The following is a 24,967-nucleotide window of genomic DNA, read 5'->3' as shown; positions in this document are numbered from 1 at the left end:
ATCAGTGCCGCCCCGCGTCGCGTTTCCTATAAGCAAGAGTGGGGCCAGTTGCGTCGAGGTAGGCTTAGAAATTCCTTTCTGAGTTACGTTCAATGACTTGACCCGGAATGCAGCAGGCACCTAGGCAGAAAACAGTGTGTCGCGGATTCGACAGAGACCACGGTAGGTGTCGGTTACCCGGCATTTTATCGGAAATGGCGACGGGCAACGACGGGATTGGTAGCGGATCATCTTGCGATCGGCGTTGACGACGGAGGAGGCCCGCCGCTCCGACCACAAGATTGCGCCCTTTGTCGACTATCTGCGTGAACGCGTCGCCGCCTATCCCGATCTCACCGCCGTTCGCTTGAGGCGCGAGATTCGGGAACGCGGTTATGAAGGAGCCTATGCCGCCGTGAAGCGCTTCGTCGTCGCCATCCCGCCGGAGGATCAGGTCGCCCCTTCGAGGTGCGGTTCGAGACGCCGGCCGGATATGATGCGCAGGTCGACTTCGCGGTTCGCCGTCGAGTTCACCCACGAGCGCGGGGATACGCAGTCATGCACCAGGACCTGCAGAAGCTGCGCAATCGCGCCAAAACCAAAGGAAAGGTCGAGCGACCTTTTCGCCATATCCGAGAGGACTTCTTCCTTGCCCGCTCCTCCGCAATCTCAACGATCAGCTGCAGGACCGGCTCGACCACTATCGCCAATGCTCGCCTTCGGATCTCGTCTTGATCGGCGGCACCTATCATTCCCGCTCGCACCCGACGCTTGTTGAGATCCACCAGCTTGCCGATTGGATCCGCATCTTGGATAAGGGCCCATTGGTCGCCAGTCATCCACCGTCTCGAAGGGCGCCGGCGATAACCCGATTGATCCTGCTCACCGACAGGAATTGGGTCGCTGAGCGACGAGAAAGGCCACCCGGGCCATTTTCGCTTGTAGTATCTTGAGCATCCTTCTCTTACAGTCGTCCAGCTTAGAGCCTCGATTTTCTAGTGACGCCTTCTCCAGTGTGCCCACGATTGTTTTGCGCGATAAGTTTGGCTGGATCAGTACGAAATGCTCATTGGATCGGGATGTTCTCGCAGGAGGGCCGCAATACGTTCAAGACCCTCTTTGAAGTCCTGGTCATTTCTATTTGTGTCGCCAAGTGCCAACCGTACCGCATGGGGTTCGACTGCTCGTCCGATGATGAATGGATCGGGGGGGCTCACAAGGAGCCCCAGAGATCGTGCATAATCCACAAAATGGGTCGATCGCCAGTATTCAGGCAGAGTCAGCCAAGCATGCATCGCGTATGGCTCTGCTTCATAGCTAAACGCCCCGAGTATGCAGTTCAGGATCTCGTATCTTGTCTTGAGCTTCTGTCGTTGCCATTCGATCAGCCGATCAATTGTCCCGTCCTGCAGCCAGCGAGCAGCAACGTCAGCGGTCCAGATGTTCGCACTCCATCCGGTGGCGCGAGCGCGGGAAATTAGACGAGGTATTGCCTGAATGGGGCCTGCAAGAAATCCTGTCCGTAAAGAAGGCATCACGCACTTCGTAAAGCTCGTCGCGTAGTAAGTGCGTTCGGGAGCGAAGCACCAAATGGGCTTCGGTCGCTTGGGTATTAGAGGACCGAAGACATCGTCCTCGATGATCGCCACGTCATAGCGCCGCGCAATTTCGGCAATCCGCTCGCGACGCGCTTCATCCATAAGGGAGACGGTGGGAGCGCTGTAGCAGGGCGTAATGCACAAAACCTTGATGTTTTCTTGCTCGCAGGCCTCTTCGAAGGATTCGGGAATAATACCGTTCTGATCGATTGTTAGGCCGCGGAGCCTGAGCTTCAGGATTGAGGCATTAGTGGTAATAGACGTGTCCACAAGCGCCTCGGTGGCGACCACATCACCAGGCTCGGTTATGCTCGCCATTGCTGTCCAGATCCCATGAGCGACGCCGTTCGTTACGATCACGCTGTCGGCACTCGCCTGAACCCCATTGCGCTCAAGCCAGCCGGCGCCAGCTTCGCGATGCTCCACTATGCCCTGGGTTGGCCGATACTCGAGCATGCGCTGGATGGCGCCGTCTTTGGCTGACGCGACCATCGCCTCCCTGAGTACCTCAATATGGATTTCGGAGAGCACCGGCACGACGTTTGAGAAGTCCCGTACGTTCGGCTCTTCGCTATCGGCATAATTCCGCGCACGCTGTTCCGGCCTGAAATACTGAACAAACGTACCTCGACCAACTTTGCCCGAGAGTAGTCCCTTGCGTTCCGCCTCGGCGTAAGCGCGAGTTACGGTCTGCACGCTGACGCCGAGTCTCTCTGCGAGTTGGCGGTGGGTAGGCAAACGATCACCCGGATGCAGGGATCGCGAAGCAATGGCTCGCTCAACCGCGTCGATGATTGCCTTATATCGCGGGCCGACTGAATTAGACAGGTCTGGAATCCACATTGACATATTCCAAAATTATTATTCAAACAGACATAGACTTTGATGCGGTGGAGATCGCGCCAGGTAGCAAGGCCGAAACGACGTCTGGGGTACGAGATTCCAGTCGATGCCGCCGCAGAAGTTTGTCAGCTTGCGATAGATCCGGCGACTGGGGACCATGCCTTCGATCCCGGGTCACTCTCTTATGGCAACCGTCGGCCATGCCCCGGTTCCTCTCCTTACGGGAAGCTGTTCGCGATTTTCGTTGTCTCAAGCTGGGGGTACACTCCAACGGTGTCCGGGACTTACTGAAAGACGCAGCCATCTCATGCCGCACGCGGAACACCGCTCGCATAAACGCTTGAACAACCGGGCGGAGAATTCTCACCTACCGTTCCGAAAAGGGAACGAACGCGACAGGGTTTCCTGTCGGTCGCCTCATTGCAGCATTTCGTGTCGATCTTCTCCGAAATCTCTTTGTCCCATCCCCGACCAATCCGTTCCGCAGCACAAATTCGAATCCGTCGACGCCAAGCCATGGCCGCACGGGAAGCCGTGAGTGCACGCCTGCCTGAAAAGCGCGGTATCGGCCTCACGCGGCTAAATTCAAGCAACGTGACAACGCCGCGGCGGTCGCTGTCCACTGCTCATAAGATCTGAACAGTCCCCCAGTTCGATCGTCGCCGCCGGCGTACTCTCTATCCTCCGAATCCCTTCCGAGCTAGCGAATCACCGTCGCGCGGCCCGCATGAATTTTCCTCCTTTATTGCGGCGGGCCTGGTCTCCGCAGCGGAATCAGATGCCCTCGAAACCAATGGGCGAAAGATCACGTGAAAGTAATGTGGTGTTTTTAACTGTTGTAAATCACTGGGACGTATTGTCGCGACACTTGCCTGTGACAGGCACTGGTAAATCTCTCCCTCTCGGTTGATTTCTTCGAGAGAGAGAGAACACGACACATTCCTACACACCCTTCCTGCATTATTTAAAAGTTGGATATCTGCGATTTGCAACCATTCGTAGTGCTCGCCAAAGAGCATTTTCACACTGGTGCCGCTTACATATGGCAGCATAATGGAGAAATATCCGTCATGCAGATGGTGTGCTCGAAGCAAGAAGGCTTTGGTATCATGTGTGCTCCCTATCAAGACTTTCAGAGGTGAAAACCGCACATTCATATCGTCTGGGCCTAGATCAAGTTGAAATCTTCTTTGCAGCAAGCCACTGAATGTGAAGTCAAGACCCAAGCCCCGCGTTTCATATGCGCCCAGCCGATAGGGTGAGGGCAGGCGCCTCACATTGTTCCAAGCACTTTCTAGATGGTAGATCGTCTTCTTGCGATCCGGTCCCATAAACTTGTCGTGCTGGAAGTCTTTCAAATATTCCAACTCCGCTTCAACAGGCATGTAGGCATTGCGGAATAGAGCTGCGTGGGCGGCGCCCTGCAACATAGAATACTCGTGTGTCAAATCAGACGTGGTAAAAAACGCCCTCGCATCATCGATGAACCGCAAGCACTCAGCGTGGACCTTGGCGATCTTCTCATACTGCTTCTCACTGAGCACTATGTCCGTAATAATCGGCTCGCCGTCAAATTCATAGTTCACTACCGCTCCTTCCTTGAGAGTGCAGCATTGCTCAAAGATAGTCGTATTATCCCATGTTGACGTAATAAGTGCTTTGCTGTTCGCCGACCTATAAGGTTCGTCTGAGGAGAACACGTATCTTCCAAGTATATCTATATTAAATTCGTCCTTAAATGTCCGAGACAAATATTCCTGCGTTCTGCCGTTATAGCCGATGTCCGCCAATACGATGGTATCGCCCTCCTCCGGCGCCAATTCCCTCGATATATAGCGCTTCAAACGGGCGCGCAAAGTAAACGAGTTTTTGAAGATCAACTCCAAGACATCCTCTTCGTGCAGCAACTGATGGAACGCCGTTTTTGGATCGTCAGATTGATGAGCGACTCGTATTAACAATTCCGTCAGTTTAGGCGGAAGCAAAAGCTGTTTTGCGATGGCATGAAGAGTGTTGCATTCGGGCTCGATCCCGCTGATGTAATGATCAATATCAGCGCGGGTTTTGAAAGAGGCGGCAATAGCATGGAATTTGCGGATCCGTACCAGCTTGCCCACGGGCTTGCGCGCATAGGCTTCGCAGGCGGCTGAAAGAAGATAAGCATCACGCAACAAAAAGAAGACTTTTACTCGCTTGCCCTGTTGTTGTAGCGCCTCCACCTCGTCCATAAGAAAGCGGGCATAGGCGTATAGCGCCGGGCCAAACGACATGTAGCCGATCAGCGTCTCTGGCGTGTACTGATGCAGGTTTGCTACAGAAAACACTGGGCGGAACGGACTATAGCATGGCAGAATGACTGCCGCCGGTGCTGCCTGTTCGAGCACAATCAACGATGATGCTGCGCGCTGGAGGCGCAAGAATTCAGCGACCTCACGATCAAACGGCACGAAATGCAGCGCTTGTACGCCCAATTTCCGCGGCGCTTGCGCATCGGCTACACCGTCGTCTCCGATGTGAAGTAGGTGCGATGCAGGCACCCCACACTCTCTAATTACAACCTGAAAAAGGGCATCGCTCTTGGATGTCCCATAATCGACAGAGCAGTAAACCTTGCTGATTGCCTGCATGACGTCCACAGGCAAATGCCGAGCCAAAAGACGCCTTAACTCGTCTTGGCGAAAATACGTATCGCTTACGACGATTATTTTGATACCACGGGTGTGCGCCAGCCTGATCAATTCTACGTACGGTGAGAATGCAAAGCAAACACTCACTTCGGTCCGGATTTCTGCCTCAGCCAATAGCTCCCGTTCCTCACTGGAGAGTGATGTAAAAGACCGATAGATGTCACCAATATCGATTTCCCTGGATCCGTTCTCTAAAAGCTTCGCTCGACGGGCACGCGCAGCAGCGCTAATTCGCTGGTGAGGAGTTACCCCTAACCTTCGCGCGATTGGCGTATCGGCCAGCACGGCAAAAACGTCTCTAGGAGTCGCTGTCTGGCGCCATAGCAGCGTGTCGAAACAGTCAAGTGAGAGCACCTTTAGGGAATCTCCAAATTCGTCCAGGACCTTTGGAATATCTTTCGCCGTTATCTGCGCGGTATGGTCGGTGTCATGCATGTCGCTCCAGAGGAGGCGATCCTCCGGTTTTTGCCATTTGGTGATCTTTTCTGTTAGACCGCCCCCGTCTGGAAACATTGCATCAGGGTGGCCGATAAACCGATAGACTTTGTCATAGACTTCGTCTTCTGGAAGACGCGGAACTATCCCGCCATAGATGTCAGGATCAAGCTCATGCTCAATACAGAATCGTCCGAAAGACTCCTGGTCAATATCGGCTTGCTTTATCTTGGCGGCAATGCGCTTCAGTATGTGCTGCATATTCTCTCCTTCGCGCGAGCGCAATCTTTCTAGGCCGAGAACGTCTCACTCGTTGTCCACTACCATGAGCAACAGGTGTGCCATTCCATCGAGAAGACCGGCACCGATGGCGATGCCCGAGCTGCGCGCGGGTGAAACGCCACACTTGGGTGTTTCAAAGTCACCGCGGGTAGTCGCGACAAAACGCCGTGGGACGACAAGCAGCTCCCCTGTCGCGTCGACTCTGTGGAGACCTATGTGGAACAGCGCCAAAGCAAGCCTGCCGACAGTGGCGGTGATGACCGAGCGGTTCCGCATACTATCGCGCCAGTCGCCACTCAGGCCTGACGGAAACCCCGCGCCCTAAGGAGGTGATCAAAACTGCGGAATATATACAGCGGCACCGCCCTGAATTGCCGAGTCATGTGCGCAAATGCCGGGTGCGGTCCAGTTCGCCGCAGCTACTTCATCAATTGACGGTCGCCGATTCTCGACAATACTCCGAACGAACTCGTGAGCGAGGTGTGGGTAAGCTCCCCCGTTATGACCGTCAGCAAACTGGATCAATTCGGCAGGCAGTAAGTGCGAGAAGCTAGGCAAACTTATGCGCTCGGCCTCGGACCGTCTGGCACCAGGAAATTCCCCTAGTTTTGACAAGCGGAAGAGCACTGGCGCCTCATCTTCGATCTGTTGCCACTCGAAAGCTGCGTCCTCTCCGTAAACCGTGAATGCTTCCGAATAGGCCCGCGCCGAATGAAAAAGTGCCCTTGAGACTTCCATAGCCAGCGGTTCATCGCCTTCCAGGGAGAAGATGGCAGTTTCTATGGGGAACGGATTCTCGTAAGGCTTATGCAGCTCCTCCCGTAGATGGCCACTGCCAAAACAGTGCACTTTCATCGCACGTCTTTGCGTGAGAGCAAGCAAAGGCGCGACGGCGTGGGTCGCATACCACATGGGCGGCAAACCGGCCCAATAGGGCTGCCAGTTCTCCATATCTTGATAGTGGGCCCCGCGTAGGAACTGAACTCGTCCAAAAACACCCTGTCGAGCGAGTTCATTCACATGGAAAAATTCCCGCGAATAGATTTGGGTCTCCATCATCATATACTTCTTACCGGACTTGTGGACAGCCGCGATGATAGCCTGGATCTCGCTGATGGAGGTCGCCATCGGAACTGCGCAGGCGCAGTGTTTCCCTGCTCCAAGAACTTGAATCGTCTGACGGGCGTGGTCCGGGATACCAGTCGAGAGATGAACCGCGTCTATTTCCGGATCACTCAGCACCTCGTCGAGATTGTTCGCAAGGCGAGTGATACCGAAACTTGCTTTCTGGTCCCTGAGACGTGATTGCCGCCGGTCGCACAGTGTAATGTTACCTACGTCCGCGTGCTGCCGATAGATGTCGACGAACCGGCTTCCAAAGCCGAGCCCTACGATCGCGATATTGAGCTTTTTCGATGCCATCCTCGTAACGCCTCAAACATCAACTGGGCGGAACTGCCTGATGATGCTGTGAACAAACTCCTCATTGGCATGGATTGTGCGGCCAGCGTTGTGAGGAGTATGGACAACGTTGTCACGCCCCAGCAGTGGATCGTTGAGGGGCAACGGCTCGATGTCGAACACATCGGCCGCTAGCGCCAACTCGTTGGCAAGAACGCGTCGGCGGATCGTTGGAACGTCACAGATTGTCGCCCTCGTCACGAGTACGACCAAGCAACCCTTTGGCAAAGTTTCGATCAATGGAGCGGTAACGAGACCCTTGGTGGAATCCGTCAGCGGAAGCATCGGTACAAAAATCTCAGCGTCTTGCACCAATTGAGACAGATGCCACTCACGACGAGCCCCAGCCCCATGGAAGCAAGGGTCTTGAGCGAAGGGATCCCAGGCTGCCACATCCGCGCCGAGCATATGGCAGAACGAAGCGAAGCGGCTTCCAATGTTGCCGACGCCGACGACACGAACGCGCTTCCGGGCAATCGTGCCGTTCGTGAAATTTGCATCGTCGCCGAATTGCGACCCTCTTTTGCCGTGCCAGGGACCGCTGGCGGCCGGCTCATAATCCCACGGGGACAGGTCGGTCAGGATCTGATGGTGAGTTTGCGGAATGCGACGCAGAGCCCCGAGCGTAAGTGCCAAGCCGAACTCAGACACTGACTGGCCCCAATAGCCTTCAGAAGTGGGCGCGTAGATTCTGATAGACCGCCTCTGCGCTTCTTCGACGACCTCCTTGCTTAGCTCGACCTCTCCGAGACCAATCTCTTCGAGTTGGGGGAAGGCTGCCAGGCCCTGCAAGTCAATTTCAGCGCCGAGCAGCGCGAGACGACGGGTGTCGGCCGACTGGACGTCCTGGAAGAATGTTGTGAGTTCGGTGCCGTCACGACGCAAAAATTCCACAGGGCCTGCCTCGCGCCAAAGGTCGCGCCAGTAATTGGCCGAGAAAGGCCAGACGCCGTCGAAACAGGGATTGACGATGATCGCGCTTTTGATCTGGGTCACGTATCCTCACTATGCCATTTAGCGGCGTTTGCCGCCGTACAACGAACATCAAGAGTCGTGCCAACTGCACAGGAAGCGGCCCAGGAAAACTGTTCAACTGTTCTGCGTATTATTCAATGGCTTCACTGAGAGCGCGGCGGCATGCCAGCCAGAGACATCACCGTGTCGGGGACTCGACAAACCCGACAGTAGGGCGCATTGCCTCGCCTGAAATGATGTAGACATCGATGATTTGGGCGAGCCGTCGCAGCTCTGCGAGACGTGCGAGAGTTCACGCGGCCCGACATAGTCCTGTTCCATGTGCTCCGCGCAGATACACCCCACGGCAAGAGCCTCCTTGATGTCCGGATGCTCCATGTAGTGAACAAAGCGGAGAGTGATGCTCCGGCGTCCACGCGGGAGGACACTGCCGAAAATTCCGTTGGACATCCCTCGCGGTCGCCGTTTGGGAAAACATTTCCCGAACAGTCTGGCTCCCCCTCCCTTTTTCGCGGTTAGGTAGCAACCGCCACCAACCTCGGACGAAGTGGGAAACGGGGAAGCCATGACCGAGCTGTTGTCGTACTGGATTCCCCTTACGGTGCTGCTCGCAATCGCCAAGAGATGGACGGACCTCGATCCATTGTCGATTGAGAATGGTCCTCGCTGGCCTCGAGCCTTTGTGAAGGCGGGGAAATCGACGCTGCTACTAAAGCTGGGATTTGTGATGTTTGCCGCCGGACAACCAACATCTTCCTTTCATACTTCGCCGAGGCAGGTTTTGGCGCGGGCGTCGGGTCCGCATTTTGCACCTTTGCCGAAGACCGAGACAGGAACGAGGGCGCGTTTCTTGCGTGGTACAAGAGCAGGTGGAATGATGTCGCTGACAGCTGGTTTGCGATGATCTTCGTCGTTGCGCTAACCTGGATAGCGTCGTGGGTCTTCGGAGTTGACGTTAGATTCTGGATCACCCTCGCAATCGCACTTTTCTTGAACGGCAACGCGTGTCTTCACGTCCTGAGTGTAGATCACTGCCACATGGCGGCTAATGGTCTGCGTAATAGGGTCATTTTTTGTCGTGGGATGTGAGCAGCGTTTCAAGAGCTGTAAAGAAAGAAAGCAACCTCTCGGAGCGATCGGAGACTTGTCGACCTCTCGTCATCCAGCCGAGGCCATGTGCCACGCGATACCCTAGAGCACGTCCTGTTTAATCTGGGTCATATCCTGCGGCCTTGAAGTAATTGGCGCATTCGTCCGGTGTGAACTTGTCGAGGATGTTACCTACGTCGTCCCACAGAGCCTTGATGGTCCGCTCGGCCTTGGCGCGCATGAGCGCCTTGAGCTTTGAGAAGGCGTTTTCTATCGGATTGAAGTCTGGACTGTAGGGCGGCAGGTAGAGCAGGCTCGCGCCTGTCGCCTCGATCGCGTCTCTCACGCCGGCCGCCTTGTGGGCAGGCAGATTGATGGGGTGGACGCCCCCTGGCGGCATCGCTGTGCCAAAGTGGTGTCGTGATCATCACTTGAAGGAGGCGTCCATGTTGGAAGTTAACATAATCGGGTTGGATCTAGCGAAGAACGTTTTTCAGGCGCACGGTGCGGATGCATCGGGAATCGCCCTGTTCCGCAAGAAATTGCGTCGTGATCAGGTGCTTCGGTTCCTCGCCGAGCGGCCGACTTGCACGGTTGCGATGGAGGCCTGCGCCAGCAGCCATTACTGGGCGCGGGAGATTTCAGGACTTGGGCATAGCGTCCGGCTGATCGCGCCGGGCTACGTCAAACCTTTCGTGAAGCGGCAGAAGAACGATGCGGCTGACGCGGAGGCGATCTGCGAAGCCGCACAGAGGCCGACCATGCGGTTCGTGGCGGTGAAGAGCGAAGAGCAGCAAGCTGCGGCCATTGTTTTTCGCGTCCGCGATCTCGTGGTGCGGCAGCGAACCCAAACCATCAATGCAATACGCGGCCATCTTGCCGAATTCGGGATGGTGGCCGCGCAAGGCCTCTTCCATGTGGCCAAGCTTCTGGCCGCGATAGAGGACAAGGGTTCCGCTGTTCCCGAAGTCGCCCGCTCGATCCTGCGCCTGCTCGTGGAGCAATTGCGCTCGTTGGACGAGAGGATGGCTTTGCTCGACCGCGAGATCGCCCGGCGCGCCAAGGAAGACACGGAAGCCAGGCGACTGATGACGATCCCCGGTATAGGGCCGATCACCGCGACAGCTCTCGCCGCGTTGGCTCCGTCGGCTCAGACCTTCAAGAGAGGGCGCGACTTCGCGGCCTGGCTTGGCCTTACGCCGCTGCAACGCTCCACGGGCGGAAAGCAGAAGCTCGGCGAGACGTCTCGGATGGGCGAGCGACCGCTACGCAGGCTGCTGATTATAGGGGCCAGCGCGGCCGTACGCTGGGCAATGCGGAAGGGGAAATCTGCGGACCCATGGCTCATGCGCATCTTGGGCCGCAAGCCGCCCATGTTGGTGATCGTCGCGCTTGCCAACAAAACTGCACGCATCGTCTGGGCACTGATGGCGAAAGGCGGAACTTATCGGGCGCCAGCCGTGGCGGGTTAGTTCCGCTCGGCCAGAAGGCCTCGAAAGTGTGAGAAGGTCAAACGGAGAGTATGGCGCAACGGTCAACGAGACGGGATCGGGAAAACCAGATCATGGATACGTGCGTTGAGCACGCGAGATTGAATTGGACCCGCTCCGCGAACTCCCATACGGGCCCGCGGCATGTCGAACGTCGCATCAGAGGCCGGACACATGTCAGCACCCGACCACGCTCCGATCTCTTTGTAGAAGATTCTTCTTGCATCGATGGGGGCGTCCACACATGTCCATGATGACGACATCGCCCGTCGTCAGGGTCGGGACCAGGACCTGTTCGACATAGGCCAGGAACACGTTGCCGTTCATGGCGCCGTCGTAGACGAAGGGCGCGGTCATTCCCGTCAGCCGCAGCGCTCCGGTGAAGGTCGTGGTTTTCCAATGGCCGTGCGGCACGCCGGCCCGGCAGCGCTCGCCGCGTGGAGCACGACCGCGCAGGCGGGCCATCTTCGTGGACAGGCCGGTCTCATCAATGAAGACGAGCTTCGCAGGGTCGAGATCTAGCTGGCCGTCGAACCAGGAGCGACGGCGCTTCAGGATGTCCGGACGGTCCTGCTCCAGTGCATGTGCGGACTTTTTTTGGACGTCCAGCCGTGGCCGCCAAGCCAGGCGCTCAAGGCGCTGCGGCACGAAGAGGTCGCGTACCTCCATGCCGATCGCGGCGCCGATGCGCGCAAAGGAATAGGTCATGAGGGCAATGAGCGCCCGATCGCGAAGTCCGATGATGGTTGTCCGCCGGGATACTGTCGAGCAGCTGGCGCGCCTCCTGGGGCGACAGCACCGGTGTTTTACCTGTGCGAGCCGAAAACTTGGGCGCGCGAACCGTGTGTGCGGGGTTGCTGGGCATTGCCTGGCCAACCACCATCCAGGGGTCAGGACAAGAGCAGTTAAAAATCCCGCGCTAAGGTCGAACGGAGGGTGAACTTTCGTCTCGTACTCGCATGATCGTCTGCCGGCTGGTCGTGAATTTCCTGGCGACAGCCGAAACGATCATCCCTGTCGCGAGATCGTCGCGCACATCCTGCTTCTGTTTCTCGCTGAGCATCGTAGGGCGGCCAAGGGTCTTTCCTTCTGACTTCGCACGCTTGAGGCCGGACTGTGTCCGCTCGATCAGCAAATCCCGTTCGAACTGTGCGACGGCATTGAGCACGTTCATGGTCATTGTGCCGGCAGAGCTTGTGAGATCGGCCCCACCAAGCGCGAGGCAATAGACGCGCACCCCCATTTCGGCCAGCGTCTTGACCGTGGTGCTGACATCGAGGCGTCGCGGCCGAGCCGGTCGAGCTTGGTCACGATCAGAATGTCCCCGGACTCCAGCTTGTCCATGAGCCGGGAAAAGCCGCGGCGCTCCGCAATGGCGGTACTTCCGGAAACCGTCTCGTTGACGATCCGGTGCGGTTGGACCTGGAAGCCTGCAGCTTCGATTTCCTGAATCTGGTTTTCGGTGGTCTGCCCGGTCGTGGAGACGCGGACATAGGCGAAGGTGCGCGGCATTAGCGTCAATTTCGTCCGAATAGGATGTCCGAAACATTGGAACTGTTCATAAGCCTGTCAAGGTAATTTGTGGACAGGTCAATTTAGCCGTGTACGGAATCGGACCTTTCCGCTGCGGCAGCTGATGGTCTTCTTCGAGGACCGTCTGAAGCGGTTCCCGAGAGCACACATCTATCACTACGCCGCGTATGAGGTTTCGGCCTGCGCCAGCTCACCAGCAGTCATGGCGTAGGCGAGGCGGCCGGAGGCCCTTCGCAGAATGGTCGAGACGCACCAGCGCTCTGACTTTCCCTCGCTTCCATAGAATGCAATTTCCTAAACAGCTTTGAACCGCGGGAACTACACGATCCCCGCCTGGTGACAGATTCTGTCATTAGCCTGTGGAAACCTGAAATCCCGAGGGATTGGCAGCCTAGGCAGACACCTAAGCGCAGCCCAGTATCTGTTTCGGGGAATCAAAGCCTTCTCACGCGAAGGCAAAAGGTGAGGGCATGGCTTTTCGATTTGTTCATACGGCGGACGTTCACTTGGATTCGCCTCTTCGGTCGCTGGCGCTGCGCAACCCGGAACTAGGCGAACTGATTGGCAACGCGACGCGGCGTGCTTTTGTCAATATCGTCGATCTCTGCCTATCCGAGCAGGTCAACGCGCTTCTTCTCGCGGGTGATCTCTACGATGGCGATCAGACCTCCATGAAAACTGCGCGGTTCCTTTCCGAGCAAATCCGCCGACTGGACCAAGCCGGAGTGCGGGTGTTCATCATCCGAGGCAACCACGATGCGTTGTCGAAGATCACCAGAGAACTAACATACCCGGAAACCGTAAAAGTCTACGGTGGGCGCCCGGAGGCTATCTCGCTCGAATTGGATCAAGCGGCCCCTGTGGTTATTCACGGGCTTAGCTTTGCGCAGGCCCAGTGTCCCGAAAATCTGGTGGGAAAGTACAAACCACGGATCGAGGGCGCTGTTAACATCGGTCTTCTGCACACCAGCCTCGCAGGAACGCGGGGGCACGATCCCTACGCACCCTGCGACGTCTCGGATCTGGAGGCGACAGAGTTCGACTATTGGGCGCTCGGTCACATTCACAAGCGATCAATCAGTAACGGACGCTGCACGATCGTGATGCCTGGCATGCCCCAGGGGCGCGACATCAACGAATCTGGTCCGAAATCGGTGAGTCTTGTTACGATCGCTGATGACCGAACCGTCCACATTGAGGAAAGGTTCACCAGCATCGCCCAATTCGAGCGCGTCGTGATCGACCTCGACGGCATCGCAGATTGGCGTCACATGGTGACCACGGTAGCGGGCAACCTGGGGGCCGCGCGGGAAGCTGCAAATTCCGATCACCTTGTGGTCCGGCTTTCCTTCACCGGACGAACGCCGCTCGCATGGCAGCTCCGTAACGACGTCGACCTCATCAAGACCGAAGCCGAGCACAGGGCATCTGTCATTGGCCGGACCTGGATCGAGAAAGTGGAGATCCAGTGCACCGACCTCGTTTCTGCGGATGGGACCAACGGAGATCCACTCGTCGAACTTCGGGAGCTTGTCGGAAGCGAGATCATCGGTTCGGACGCTTACCATGCGGCGCTCATCGATATTGGGGAGGAGCTTCGTGGTCATCTGCCACCTGAAAGCAGAGGTACTTTCGGTGCTGATCAGGAGGAGTTTCGGGCGACGTTGCGCCTGCTCGCGCAGGAGGGGGTCGAAGATGTGCTCGCACGGCTCCATCGTCGGAAGCAGAATGAGGTAGCATGATGCGCATCAACCGGCTTGACCTTACCCGCTACGGCAAATTCACAGACAAGTACATCGACTTCGGGCCTGTGGAGCCGGGCCGTCCAGATCTACATATCATCTACGGTCCGAACGAGGCGGGCAAATCGACCGCCCTATCTGCATTCCTCGACCTTCTCTTCGGCATCGAGTCCCGCAGCCGCTATGATTTCCTCCATCCTTACTCAACGATGCGCATCGGGGCCGCATTGGACATCGGTGGTGTTGCCCGTGAGCTAGTCCGGATCAAGAAGCCCCAAAGCAGTCTGCTCGGTCCGGGCGATCAGCCGATCGGCGAGCATTTGATACTCGGCGAGCTTGGTGGGGTTGAGCGGGACGTCTATTGCGCGATGTTTTCCCTCGACGATGACACCCTTGAGGAAGGCGGGAAGAGCATCCTGGCCAGCAAGGGTGATCTCGGACAGCTTCTGTTTTCGGCAAGCACAGGTTTGGCCGCACTAAGTCAGACACTTGTTGAATTGCGTTCGCAGGCCGACGGCCTTTTCAAACTCCGTGCCCGAAGCAGTGAAATCGGCGACTTGAAAAGTCGGCTTTCCGATCTGAAGGAGCGAAAAGAGCAGATTGACACGCTCGCCACCCATTACCGCCAGATGGTGGAAACCAAGGAGCGGTCACTGGCACACTATGACGAAGCGATGGCCGACCGAACCCGGACGCAGCTTCGGCTTGACGAGATTAAGAACCTGCTGACCGCACTGCCACGACTGGCGGAATTGCGGGACATCCGCGACAGTCTCGCTGAGTTGCAAGATGTTCCCGAAGGGCCGCCTTCGTGGGGAAACCAACTTCCGGTAATTCATCAGGAAGACATCGAGCTTGCTGTGAAGCGGGAGACGGCGAAAGCGTCCATCGCCGAGATTGAGAAAGGGCTCAATGCCATTGCCGTTGACGACATCGCGCTCACCTTGGGGCAAAGGATGGATGCTATCGGCGAGCTGCACGCGCGTTATGTCACCGCTGAAAGGGATCTGCTGGACCGTCGCCTGCAATTGATGGAAGTCGACCGGGAAATTGCGAATATTCTGCGGCTTCTCGAACGCCCTGAAGGAGATGAGCCGAGCAGCCTGATGCTCGGAAGTCGCATTTCTGGGAGCATCAGAGATCTCGTTGAACGCCGCTCCGGTATCGACGCGACACTTCAAAACGCGAAGCGCGAAGCCGAAGAGGCGAACCGCCGTCTGATCGAGTTGCGGAGCAAGCTGTCGAGCGAAGCCGCTGCCTCCATAAACGGCAAAGCCATTGCGGCGCTGGCGAGGGAGCTCTCGGCTCTTCGAGAGAACGATCATGCCGCCCGTCGCCGCGTCGCCGAACGCTCCCGTGTGGATCTTAAAGAAACACTGGCGCAGCAGATGTCGGAACTCCGACCGTGGGGTGAAAGCGTTGACCAGGTACGGCAAATGAGAGTGCCGGCACCTTCTGAGCTGGAGGCCTGGAAATCAGCTCTGTCTAAAGCGGAAGCCGAGATCGATCGCTACAGCGATGACAGCGGGCGCCTCACGAGTGAGCTGCGGTGTTTGCGAGCCGAACTGGATGCATTGAAGAATTCCACCGGCGTCGTGGACGATCTTGAGGCAGCGACGTCGCGATCAGCGCGTGAAGCGGCATGGGCTACGCATCGTGACGCGCTCGATGAATCGACCGCTGCGGCGTTTGAGATCGAGCTGCGGAAAGACGACCTGATCACCAGCGTACGGCTGGGACAGATGAGCGACCTAGCGAAGCTGAATCAAACTTATCAGAGGCTCGCCGTCGCGGAAGCGGAATTGGATCGCTCAGCGGAGTTGCTGAACGCGGCGAAGTCGAAACGCGAAGCTATCAGGGCCGAAATTCTGGAGTCCGCTCGGAAAATGGCTCTGACCGTTTCTGGCGAGATCAAGCTAGGTGGGCTTGAGGCATGGCTGGGACGCCGCGAAATGGTCCTCGCCACAGCCGACTTGCTCCGGGAGGCCGAAGGTGACTTACGCCAGGCGGAAGCGGACGGCTCGGCTGCGCGCAACCGGCTCTCGGCGGCATTATCGGCGGCAGCCGTTTCCCAGGATCACTCTGACTCCTACGAAGCGCTTTTGGCCAGGGCCCAGTTCGCCGTTGATCTTGAAGTCGAACACAAGAACTTGAGGGAGCAACTTGAACGCTGCGAAAGGGAGCAGGCTTCCCGCCAGTCAGCCCTTGAAACGGCAACTGCCGACGAGGCGCAATGGGACGCGTCATGGGCTGAGGTTTGCAAGAGCTGTTGGCTCGGCGCAGGAGGAACTATCCCCAGCCTCGCAACCGTCAAGGAGGTATTGGACAGACTTGCCGAGCTTGGCCCGGCCACTCAACGGCAAGCCGGCTTGGCAGATCGCATCGCCAAGATGGAGGAAGATCAGGCAGCCTTCTTGCGCGAACTGTCCGTCATGGCTGCGGAACTCGGATTGGACCGATCAGCAGAGAGTGCCCTGAGACTCTGGGCGCTGATGTCCGCCAGAGTGGAAGAGGCTCGGGCGAAAAAGGCAGAAAGGGAATCCAAGCACCTTGCTCTCGAGGATCAGATTCTCAAAAACCGGGACCTGGAGGCTGAAATCGCGATTTGCGAGCGCCGCAAATCTGAAATGACGCAGCTGTTCGGAGTATCTTCGCTGCAGGAGGTAGAGAAGAAGCTGCGCATGATCGAGCAGAGGAGAGACTTGCGCCGGCGGTCCGATACCATCGAACGCGAAATCCGAGAGGCGCTGTTAATCCAGGACATGGCCGATGTCGAACAGATGCTTGATGCCGCGGATCGGCCTGCGCTGGAGGTCGAGCAGGTAGAACTCAGGGCCCGGTTTGAGGATCAGGATCGGCGCGTACGGGAGCTGTTTACGGCATACAGCAAAGCGTCCGACGAGGTGGATGCCGTCGACGGCGAGAGTGCCGTGGCTGCTCTTGAAGAGCAACGGCGCACGGTCCTCCTGGAAATCGAGGATAAGGCGTTCAGCTACTTCCGCCTTAGGGCCGGCATCGTCGCGGCCGAGCAAGCCTTGCGCCTCTACCGCGACAAGCATCGCAGTTCGATGATGGTTCGCGCCTCGGAGGCTTTTCAGGTGATCAGCCGCGGCGCCTATCGCGGTCTGGCGACCCAGCCTGACAAGGACACCGAAGTGCTTATTGGCATCGGGGCTGATGGGAGTTCCAAGCTGGCGCAGGAAATGTCAAAGGGAACGCGCTTCCAACTCTATCTCGCGCTCAGAGTGGCCGGCTATCACGAGTTCGCCCAATCTCGCACCCCTGTTCCCTTCATCGCCGACGACATCATGGAGACGTTCGACGACTTCCGTGCCGAGGAAGCCTTCCGGCTATTCGCCGACATGGCGAAAGTGGGTCAGGTGATCTACCTGACGCATCACCAGCATCTTTGTGATATCGCCAGGCGGGTGTGTCCCAATGCGCGCATACACGAGTTGGCGCCGCCGCTCGTCTTGGAAAGCCGTGCGGCCTGATGGGCAGGCACAGAAACCGGATAGCTATCCAAGTATCGGCAACACGACCGCGATGGCCCAACACCGGTCTGAGAGCCGCGTGGCGACGAATTTCTCCACGTCAACCATGCCCATCATGTAAACTTAGGCTCTGAAATCGTCATATGTCGAAGCCCTCAAAGGCTCCATCGCCCCTCAGGCTGATCGCCGAAGGTGCCCCCGTAACACCGGTTACCTGAAGATCCGTTTTCCAAGAGTTATTCCGCCTGCCGTCGCAGGATCTGCGGAAACTTTATCGAGAAGGGGTCGTGCTGGAGCGTGTTTTCGTTATAGTTGCTTTTCGCCTGGGAGGGAGGCACCTAAGTTAGCCTTGTGCGCAGGTGTTCGCTCGATCGGGCCTGATCGGGTGTGTGTGCATGAAGCTCATTCGGAATAGCGGCAACGAAAGGGTGGTCGATCGACTGCGCGAATGGCTTGTCCAGGACGTGTCCGTTGATTTGATGTCACCGAGCTTTTCCGTGCACGCGTTTGCGGAAGTTCGGGAGCTCATCGAGAAGGCAGAGAAGTGCCGCCTGCTGCTGGGTGATGAAACGGCACTCGCGGAGGCGCTTTTCGGCGGCCCTGCCGATATCGCCTTTCGCGGTCAGCTTCATGGCCGTTGGCTTGCACGGCTCGCTGCCGATTGGATCAAGAAGCGTGCAGAGGTCAGGTGCGCTCCTTCGGCGCCACCTCAGTCGCTCATCGTCGTTCAGGGGACGGGAACGCGGCGGGCATTGCTCGGCACTTGCTCCTTCACCACCGAAGGCCTCGGGATCACGCCAGGCGGTCAACTCGGGCTGGTTCAGGCTTCGGACGAGGACGAGGAAGCCGCTGCGTTTGCCGACTGGTTCCGGGCGAACTGGGATGGCATCAAGGCGGGCTCGACGGCAAAGGACAAACTTGTCGGTTTGCTCGAAGAGGCTGGCTCCCAGCGCGCGCCGTCGCTTCTCTATTTCCAGATACTGTTTCAGCTATTCAAGGATCTCGGCGACGAGTTCGATGAAGAGCGGATCATCAAGTCCGCGACCGGCATACGAAACACGATCGTTTGGAAGAAGCTGTTCCGGTTCCAGCGCGATGGCGTAGTGGGTGCCATCGATAAGCTAGAACGCATCGGCGGCTGCATTATCGCCGATAGCGTCGGCCTCGGTAAGACGTTCGAGGCGTTGGCGGTCATCAAGTACTATGAGCTTCGCAACGATCGGGTTCTCGTGCTTTGCCCGAAGCGGCTGAGGGACAACTGGACGCTCTACAAGGCCAACGACCGGCGGAACGTCCTGGCCGAGGATCGCCTCAACTACGATGTCCTGAACCACACCGATCTATCCCGCGATGGCGGATTGTCGGGAGATATCGACCTCTCCCACGTCAACTGGGGAAACTACGATCTCGTCGTCATCGACGAGTCCCACAACTTCCGAAACAAGGCGACGCACAAGGACCGCGACACACGCTACGACCACCTGATGAAGCGGGTGATCAAGGCCGGCGTGAAAACCAAGGTGCTCATGCTATCCGCGACGCCGGTGAACAGTCGCCTGGCGGACCTGAAGAACCAGATCGCGTTCATGACCGAGGGCAACGATCTAGCGCTGATCGGCCACGGTATTCCAAGCATCGAGGCGACGATCAGGAAAGCCCAGGCGCAGTTCAACCGCTGGCTCGATTTGCCGGAGGCCGAACGCCGTCCTGCGCGGTTGATGGACATGCTGGGCTTCGACTATTTCAAGCTTCTGGACATGTTGACGATCGCGCGGTCGCGTAAGCACGTTCAGCGCTATTACGGCACGGCCGAGACCGGGCAATTCCCCGAGCGGCTTCGGCCCTTCAATATCAAGGCGGACGTCGATCTGGCAGGCGAATTCCGGCCCATCCGCGAGATCAACAACGAGATCCGGCGGCTGACGCTCAGCGCCTATGCGCCCTTGCGCTACGTGCTTCCGCACAAGCAGGCGGCCTACGACGAAAAATACAGCACGAAAATCCGCGGTGGCGAGAGCTTCTTTCGGCAGGTCGATCGCGAGGAAAGCCTGATCCACCTTCTTCGGGTGAACATCCTGAAGCGCATGGAGAGTTCGGTTGCCTCATTCGCTCTCACCATCAATCGGCAGCTCGCCGACGTTGAGGGCCTACTTTCGAAGATCGACGCGCACGATGAGTCGGTTGAAGAAGCGACGATCGACGACATCGACGTTGACGACTCTGCGTTCGAGTCTCTGCTCGTCGGGCGAAAGGTGAAGGTGCTGCTTCAGGACGTTGACCGAGTGCGTTGGCGGCAGGACCTCATCGAGGACCGTAACCGCCTCGCGACGCTTCTATCAGCGGCCCGCTCTGTGACGGCTGATCGGGACGCAAAGCTGGAAGCACTGAAGCAGGTGATCGCCAAGAAAGCCCACGAGCCGATCAACGACGGTAATCGAAAGCTGCTTCTTTTCACCGCCTTCGCCGATACCGCGGATTATCTTTACCGCGAGCTGGCGCCCTGGGCGAAAAGAACGTTGGGATTAAACGCCGCGGTGGTCACTGGCACTGGCGCGAACAAGACCACCATGCCGAGCATGCGCAGCGATATGAGCACGATCCTCAGCGCTTTTTCGCCGCGCTCGAAGGAGCGGCCCGCGGAAATGGCGGTCGAAGGCGAGATCGATTTGCTGATCGCCACCGACTGCATTTCGGAAGGCCAGAACCTTCAGGATTGCGACTTTCTGATCAACTACGACATTCACTGGAACCCCGTTCGGATCATCCAGCGGTTTGGCCGCATCGACCGGATCGGTTCTCCGAACACGCAGATTCAGCTTGTCAACTTTTGGCCGAACATGGAGCTGGACGAGTATCTCGATCTCGAATCCCGCGTGAGCGGTCGCATGGTGCTGCTGGACGTTTCGGCGACGGGCGAGGAGAACGTCATAGAGTTTCAGGCCGGCAACCAGATGAACGATCTGGAATACCGCCGCGCCCAACTTCAGAAGCTGCAAGACGCGGTGATCGACCTCGAAGACCTGTCGAGCGGCGTCTCGATTGCTGACCTCACGCTAAACGATTTCCGCATCGATCTTTCCGGCTATCTGCGGGAGAATAAGGAGCGCCTCGAAGCGCTGCCGCTTGCGACTTATGCGGTCACGTCGGCCCCGCGAAGCACTGCCGCGAGCGTCGACACGGGCATTCAGCCCGGCGTGATCTTCTGCCTTCGCGCGGTTGGCGACGCGGCGCTGAAATCGCCGGAGCCGGGCTATCCCTTGAGCCCGCACTACGTCGTGCATGTTGGCGAGGACGGCGAAATCAAGCTTCCCTACACACAGGGGAAGCAGGTGCTGGATGCTTTGAAGAAGCTCAGCCTCGGCCGCGATCTGCCCGACGCGGAAGCTAGCATCCGGTTCGACAAGGCGACGCGCTTCGGCAGGGACATGGAGCCATTTCAGAAACTGCTCGCCCGGGCTGTCGCGTCCGTCGTTGGCAAGAAGGAAGAGCGGGCAGTCGCGAGCCTCTTTTCGCCAGGCGGTACCCACGCCATGAAGGGCGAGTTTGCCGGGATCAACGACTTCGAGGTTGTCGCGTTTCTTGTGGTGCTTCCGGACGCCGGGGGTGCAGCGGCGTGACGACGGAAGCCGGCATCCTCGCAGTTGTCGAGGCTTTGGGCTTGCCGCCCGAAGCCCGCGTGGATGCGCGGGTGCCGAAGAAGCTTCTCGTGGAACAGGGCGCGCCGACCGCCTCCGACAAGCGTGCCATTCAGGACGGGATCGACGAGCTGCAATGGCTTGCCGCCTGCAAGCCAACCACCATCGGCGTGCCGAGCTTCGCTGATGATACGCGGGAATACCTTGAGATCGCGGTCGCTGCCTGTGCCTTTCGGCCTGATGCGAAGGCCGCGCGTCTGATCGAATTGATCCACCGCGCCATTCCCTACCCAGTGGTTCTCGTTACCTCCGACGAACAGGGTGTCGCGCTATCGGTGGCGCACAAGCGCCATGCGCAAAACGAAGCAGGTAAAGTCGTCATCGAGCGCGTCGTTTCGATTGCTGGAATTAGCAAAGAACAGTTGAATCCCAACGAACAGGCGTTTCTCGAAAGTCTACCCCTTGCCAAGCAGTCCCGCCGCAACCTATGGACCTTGTATGAGGGTTGGCTGGTCCGAATCGAAGCGCTCAGCGCCGCCAGGCTGAGCGGAGCCTTTGCAGCGAGCGATGACGCCGTGACGATCGAGCGCCGCCGCGAAGCCCTCGAAGCCCAATCCCGGCTGATGCGCGAGATCATCGGTCTTCGCGCCAAGGCCACCCGCGAGAAGCAGCTGAACCGGCGCGTCGATCTCAACTTAGAGATCCAGCGCTTGGAGGCCGAGATCGCAGCCCACCAGAAAAAACTTTGAGAACGGAACGCGTGGACATCCGAATACGAGAATGGATCTGAGGGGCAACATGAGTTCCACGGTACTTTGGCGGCGGCTTAGTGCGACAGATTTTAGGGCAATCAACGGGAATGCTTCGCCGTATGGCCGCGGAGGCGGAGCCATGCACATAGCCCTTGGCGTGCGCACTGCCCAATTTCCCATCGACAACTTCCTAGGTGCCTCGGGGAAGACCGATGCAACCATCTCAGCTGCCGCCGATCGTGAAAGAACACAGGTGGGAGAGCTAGCCTTTAGCGGAAATCCAAAGCGCAGAGGTGGTGAATGGCGAATCCGTGATCAGTACAGCAACCGCCACCCCGCATGGGCATCGACCGCCGGTTTCCCCACAACTTACGATGCCAGCGATCCGCCCTACGTCTTGGTATTCAAGAGCGGAAAATCATTTCACGCGCGGTTTTCTCTTGAAAGCAGCTTGAGAAAGATGAGCCCTGCGAGCAGACCAAAGGGGATTCTTTCCAACAATATCGGAATTGCGATAGCGCCACATGAGTTTGTCAATTCGCTACTTGTTCCACAGACAAGTAGGTTGGATGAATTTGAGATACAAAGGGACGCGACTGTCGCAGAAGAATTCGATCCGAAGAATATTTCCGACGGTCGTAAGCGCATAATCGCTTCGGTGATCCGGCGGTTGGGGCAACAGACTTTTCGCCGCAAATTGATCTCCGCGTACAGCGGACAATGCGCCTTAACATGCTGCAAGACGCCCTGGGTTCTGGAAGCTGCGCATATCAGTCCATATCGGGGGATAAAGACGAACGCGGTTTCTAATGGGCTCTTGCTTCGAGCGGATGTTCATACACTTTTCGACCTCGCCCTCGTTGCTATCGAGCCCACGAAGTTGGTCGTTAGAGTTTCGAAGCTTCTAGAGGGATCGATGTATGAAGCTCTCGACGGCAAGCATCCCGTGCTGCCGGCCAAGGCCGCCCTTCACCCAAGTGTGGCAGCGCTCGAATATCACTACGGACTTTTCCACCCTTAGCTGCTCCCAACACAAGAAGAACATCTGCGAATGGAAGGCGTGACGATGGCCAATATCGAGAAGCTCGACCCAAGGAGCTCAATCACCAAAAGTGCCGACATTGTAGCGGACAACCTCGAGTCCTTAAGGTCCCTTTTCCCGGAGGCATTCAAGGAGGGGCGAATTGATCTCGGGGTTCTCCGGGAGCTGCTGGGTGCTGTCGTTGATGAGCGCGACGAGAAATACGGGCTGAACTGGCATGGCAAACGCCGTGCGCGACAGATCGCGCTGACGCCGTCCACCGGCACGCTACTGCCATGCCCGGACGAAAGCGTCGATTGGGACACTACCCAGAACATTATGATCGAAGGCGACAATCTCGAAGTCCTTAAGCTCTTGCAGAAGAGCTACGCCGGCAAGGTGAAGCTTATATACATCGATCCGCCCTATAACACGGGAAAGGATTTCGTTTATCCTGATGACTATAGCGACAATGTCAGGAACTATCTTGAGCTTACGGGGCAGGTTGAAGGCGGTCGAAAGATTTCGTCGAATACTGAAGCGTCTGGCCGGTTTCACACCGACTGGCTGAACATGATTTATCCGCGTTTGAAGCTCGCAAGAAACCTTCTCCATTCAGATGGTGTAATTCTAGTTTCCTGCGACGACGGTGAAGTCGCGAATCTCCGCGCTATATTGAATGACATATTTGGTGAGGAAAACTTCGTCGCGCAATTTGTGTGGAAGGCTCGTCAGTTTACTGATGCGCGCGCAAACACAAACATATCAACCGACCATGAGTACATCGTCGCCTATGCCCGGGACGATGGCTTCTCGCTCAAGGGTGTGGGCCGTGATGAGTCGAAATTCGGAAATCCAGACGGTGATCCGCGTGGGGATTGGATGAGCCGTAGCATGCTCGGCCTTGCTACGAGAGATCAGCGACCAAACCTTCACTACGACGTCGTCGATCCGTTGACTGGAAGGGTGTTCCCCCCGAATGCCTCCACGGGATGGCGATATTCGAAAGATAAGATGGCGGAGCTGATATCCGAGGGAAAAGTTCTGTTTCCCAGGAATGATGACGGGAGACCTCGCGAGAAGAAATTTCGGAGCGAGATGCGATCGGAGTTCATTGCATTCCGGTCGATTATTGATGGTGTACATACAGCAGATGGGACCCAGGAGATACGCTCACTGTTCGGCGTTGACCTCTTTGCGTTCCCAAAACCGACAGCGCTGATTGCGAGTCTCATTGAGCAGGTCGCCGCGGATGGTGATATCGTTCTGGATTTTTTTGCCGGGTCGGGAACGACCGGACACGCCCTTTTGAAGCAAAATGCTGCGGAGAACCTAAAGCGCCGATACGTCCTTGTCCAACTTCCCGAGCCTCTCGACCCCAGTAACAGAGAACAAAAGGTTGCATCGGATTTCTGCGATAAGTTGGGAAAGCCTCGCACTATAGCCGAACTAACTAAAGAAAGGCTCCGACGTTCTGCAGCGCGGATCGATGAAGAAAATCCCCTCTTCAAGGGTGATTTTGGGTTCCGCGTCTTCAAGCTTGCATCATCGAATATCCGCGCGTGGGAGCCGGTCGCAGCCGATCTCGAAAGCAGCCTGCTGAAGAATGCTGAGCATCTCGTCCAAGGTCGCAAGGAGCAGGACGTGCTCTATGAGCTGCTGTTGAAGCTCGGGCTCGATCTTTGCGTGCCGATCGAGACGAAGAGCATCGCCGGCAAGTCCGTGAATTCCATCGGTGGGGGTGCGCTGATCGTCTGCCTTGCCGATGGGTTGAGCAAGGACGTGGTCGAGCCGCTAGCTTCGGGGATCGTGACGTGGCGCACGGCGCTTGCACCTGCCGTCGACACGCGCGTCGTGTTCAAGGATTCGGGCTTCGCCGATGATGTCGCCAAAACCAACATGGCGGCGATCCTCAGTCAGAACGGCATCACCGACGTTCGCAGCCTGTAGG

At 57.4% G+C, this 24,967-nt stretch carries 12 protein-coding genes and 5 pseudogenes; 10 read left to right on the top strand and 7 right to left on the bottom strand.

All coding sequences use genetic code 11. The annotated features are described in order from the left end of the window. Positions 1–289: 289 nt before the first annotated feature. Positions 290–683, top strand: a pseudogene (locus NKI73_RS15535) (hypothetical protein); the annotation flags it as partial. A gap of 348 nt (positions 684–1,031) precedes the next feature. Here NKI73_RS15535 and ehuR read toward each other — a convergent pair. Continuing rightward, positions 1,032–2,420, bottom strand: coding sequence for a MocR-like ectoine utilization transcription factor EhuR (gene ehuR, locus NKI73_RS15530; RefSeq protein ID WP_352631110.1), 1,389 nt, complete (start codon positions 2,418–2,420; stop codon positions 1,032–1,034). 304 nt (positions 2,421–2,724) lie between these two features. Between ehuR and NKI73_RS33645 the strand changes: the two are divergent. After that, positions 2,725–2,876: pseudogene (locus NKI73_RS33645) on the top strand (DDE-type integrase/transposase/recombinase); the annotation flags it as partial. A gap of 221 nt (positions 2,877–3,097) precedes the next feature. Here the strand turns inward: NKI73_RS33645 and NKI73_RS15520 are convergent. The 3 genes from NKI73_RS15520 to NKI73_RS15510 form a co-directional block, all read right to left on the bottom strand. Continuing rightward, positions 3,098–5,803 (bottom strand): HAD family hydrolase, encoded by a 2,706-nt coding sequence (locus NKI73_RS15520; RefSeq protein ID WP_352631108.1) that lies wholly within the window; start codon positions 5,801–5,803, stop codon positions 3,098–3,100. Positions 5,804–6,157: 354 nt separating this feature from the next. Continuing rightward, complete coding sequence (locus NKI73_RS15515; RefSeq protein WP_352631106.1) at positions 6,158–7,246, bottom strand: Gfo/Idh/MocA family protein; 1,089 nt, start codon at positions 7,244–7,246, stop codon at positions 6,158–6,160. Between the two features lie 12 nt (positions 7,247–7,258). After that, the gene (locus NKI73_RS15510; RefSeq protein ID WP_352631104.1) at positions 7,259–8,281 is read right to left on the bottom strand and encodes an NAD(P)-dependent oxidoreductase; all 1,023 of its coding nucleotides are present in this window, start codon (positions 8,279–8,281) and stop codon (positions 7,259–7,261) included. 544 nt (positions 8,282–8,825) lie between these two features. Between NKI73_RS15510 and NKI73_RS15505 the strand changes: the two genes are divergently transcribed. Further along, entirely contained in the window at positions 8,826–9,164 is a 339-nt protein-coding gene (locus NKI73_RS15505; protein ID WP_352631102.1) for a hypothetical protein, read from the top strand. Between the two features lie 303 nt (positions 9,165–9,467). Here NKI73_RS15505 and NKI73_RS15500 read toward each other — a convergent pair. Further along, positions 9,468–9,722 (bottom strand): annotated as a pseudogene (locus tag NKI73_RS15500) (transposase); the annotation flags it as partial. Between the two features lie 73 nt (positions 9,723–9,795). Between NKI73_RS15500 and NKI73_RS15495 the strand changes: the two are divergent. Continuing rightward, complete coding sequence (locus tag NKI73_RS15495; RefSeq protein ID WP_352631100.1) at positions 9,796–10,821, top strand: IS110 family RNA-guided transposase; 1,026 nt, start codon at positions 9,796–9,798, stop codon at positions 10,819–10,821. A gap of 264 nt (positions 10,822–11,085) precedes the next feature. Here the strand turns inward: NKI73_RS15495 and NKI73_RS15490 are convergent. Both NKI73_RS15490 and NKI73_RS15485 read right to left on the bottom strand, forming a co-directional pair. After that, positions 11,086–11,483, bottom strand: a pseudogene (locus NKI73_RS15490) (transposase); the annotation flags it as partial. A gap of 275 nt (positions 11,484–11,758) precedes the next feature. After that, positions 11,759–12,351, bottom strand: a pseudogene (locus tag NKI73_RS15485) (recombinase family protein). Between the two features lie 491 nt (positions 12,352–12,842). Between NKI73_RS15485 and NKI73_RS15480 the strand changes: the two are divergent. The 6 genes from NKI73_RS15480 (at position 12,843) to NKI73_RS15455 (ending at position 24,966) form a co-directional block, all read left to right on the top strand. Further along, positions 12,843–14,114 carry a metallophosphoesterase family protein gene (locus NKI73_RS15480; protein WP_352631098.1) on the top strand — a complete coding sequence of 424 codons (1,272 nt, stop codon included), beginning with the start codon at positions 12,843–12,845 and terminating at the stop codon, positions 14,112–14,114. Next, positions 14,111–17,608: an AAA family ATPase gene (locus tag NKI73_RS15475; RefSeq protein ID WP_352631096.1), complete on the top strand. Its 3,498-nt coding sequence runs from the start codon at positions 14,111–14,113 to the stop codon at positions 17,606–17,608. Before NKI73_RS15480 ends, NKI73_RS15475 begins: the two co-directional genes overlap by 4 nt. Positions 17,609–18,003: 395 nt before the next feature. Beyond that, positions 18,004–21,225, top strand: a complete 3,222-nt coding sequence (locus NKI73_RS15470) for a helicase-related protein (RefSeq protein ID WP_352631094.1) — start codon at positions 18,004–18,006, stop codon at positions 21,223–21,225. Then, positions 21,222–21,992, top strand: coding sequence for a DUF4391 domain-containing protein (locus NKI73_RS15465; protein ID WP_352631092.1), 771 nt, complete (start codon positions 21,222–21,224; stop codon positions 21,990–21,992). The genes NKI73_RS15470 and NKI73_RS15465 overlap by 4 nt, the downstream gene beginning before the upstream one ends. A gap of 142 nt (positions 21,993–22,134) precedes the next feature. After that, on the top strand, positions 22,135–23,016 hold the full coding sequence (locus tag NKI73_RS15460) for an HNH endonuclease (RefSeq protein ID WP_352631090.1): 882 nt from the start codon (positions 22,135–22,137) through the stop codon (positions 23,014–23,016). 30 nt (positions 23,017–23,046) lie between these two features. Then, entirely contained in the window at positions 23,047–24,966 is a 1,920-nt protein-coding gene (locus NKI73_RS15455) for a site-specific DNA-methyltransferase (RefSeq protein WP_352631088.1), read from the top strand. Position 24,967 lies beyond the last annotated feature (1 nt).

It is taken from the genome of Mesorhizobium sp. M0496 (genome assembly GCF_040321205.1).
Taxonomy (GTDB): Bacteria; Pseudomonadota; Alphaproteobacteria; order Rhizobiales; family Rhizobiaceae; genus Mesorhizobium.
This window is presented reverse-complemented; position numbering and strand designations above follow the sequence as displayed.

Excerpts from the sequence above, each read along its gene's own strand:
- ehuR (WP_352631110.1), bottom strand. The coding sequence starts at position 2,420 with ATGTGGATTCCAGACCTGTCTAATTCAGTCGGCCCGCGATATAAGGCA.
- NKI73_RS15455 (WP_352631088.1), top strand. The coding sequence starts at position 23,047 with ATGGAAGGCGTGACGATGGCCAATATCGAGAAGCTCGACCCAAGGAGC.
- NKI73_RS15505 (WP_352631102.1), top strand. The coding sequence starts at position 8,826 with ATGACCGAGCTGTTGTCGTACTGGATTCCCCTTACGGTGCTGCTCGCA.
- NKI73_RS15520 (WP_352631108.1), bottom strand. The coding sequence starts at position 5,803 with ATGCAGCACATACTGAAGCGCATTGCCGCCAAGATAAAGCAAGCCGAT.
- NKI73_RS15460 (WP_352631090.1), top strand. The coding sequence starts at position 22,135 with ATGCACATAGCCCTTGGCGTGCGCACTGCCCAATTTCCCATCGACAAC.
- NKI73_RS15480 (WP_352631098.1), top strand. The coding sequence starts at position 12,843 with ATGGCTTTTCGATTTGTTCATACGGCGGACGTTCACTTGGATTCGCCT.
- NKI73_RS15470 (WP_352631094.1), top strand. The coding sequence starts at position 18,004 with ATGAAGCTCATTCGGAATAGCGGCAACGAAAGGGTGGTCGATCGACTG.
- NKI73_RS15475 (WP_352631096.1), top strand. The coding sequence starts at position 14,111 with ATGATGCGCATCAACCGGCTTGACCTTACCCGCTACGGCAAATTCACA.
- NKI73_RS15495 (WP_352631100.1), top strand. The coding sequence starts at position 9,796 with ATGTTGGAAGTTAACATAATCGGGTTGGATCTAGCGAAGAACGTTTTT.
- NKI73_RS15515 (WP_352631106.1), bottom strand. The coding sequence starts at position 7,246 with ATGGCATCGAAAAAGCTCAATATCGCGATCGTAGGGCTCGGCTTTGGA.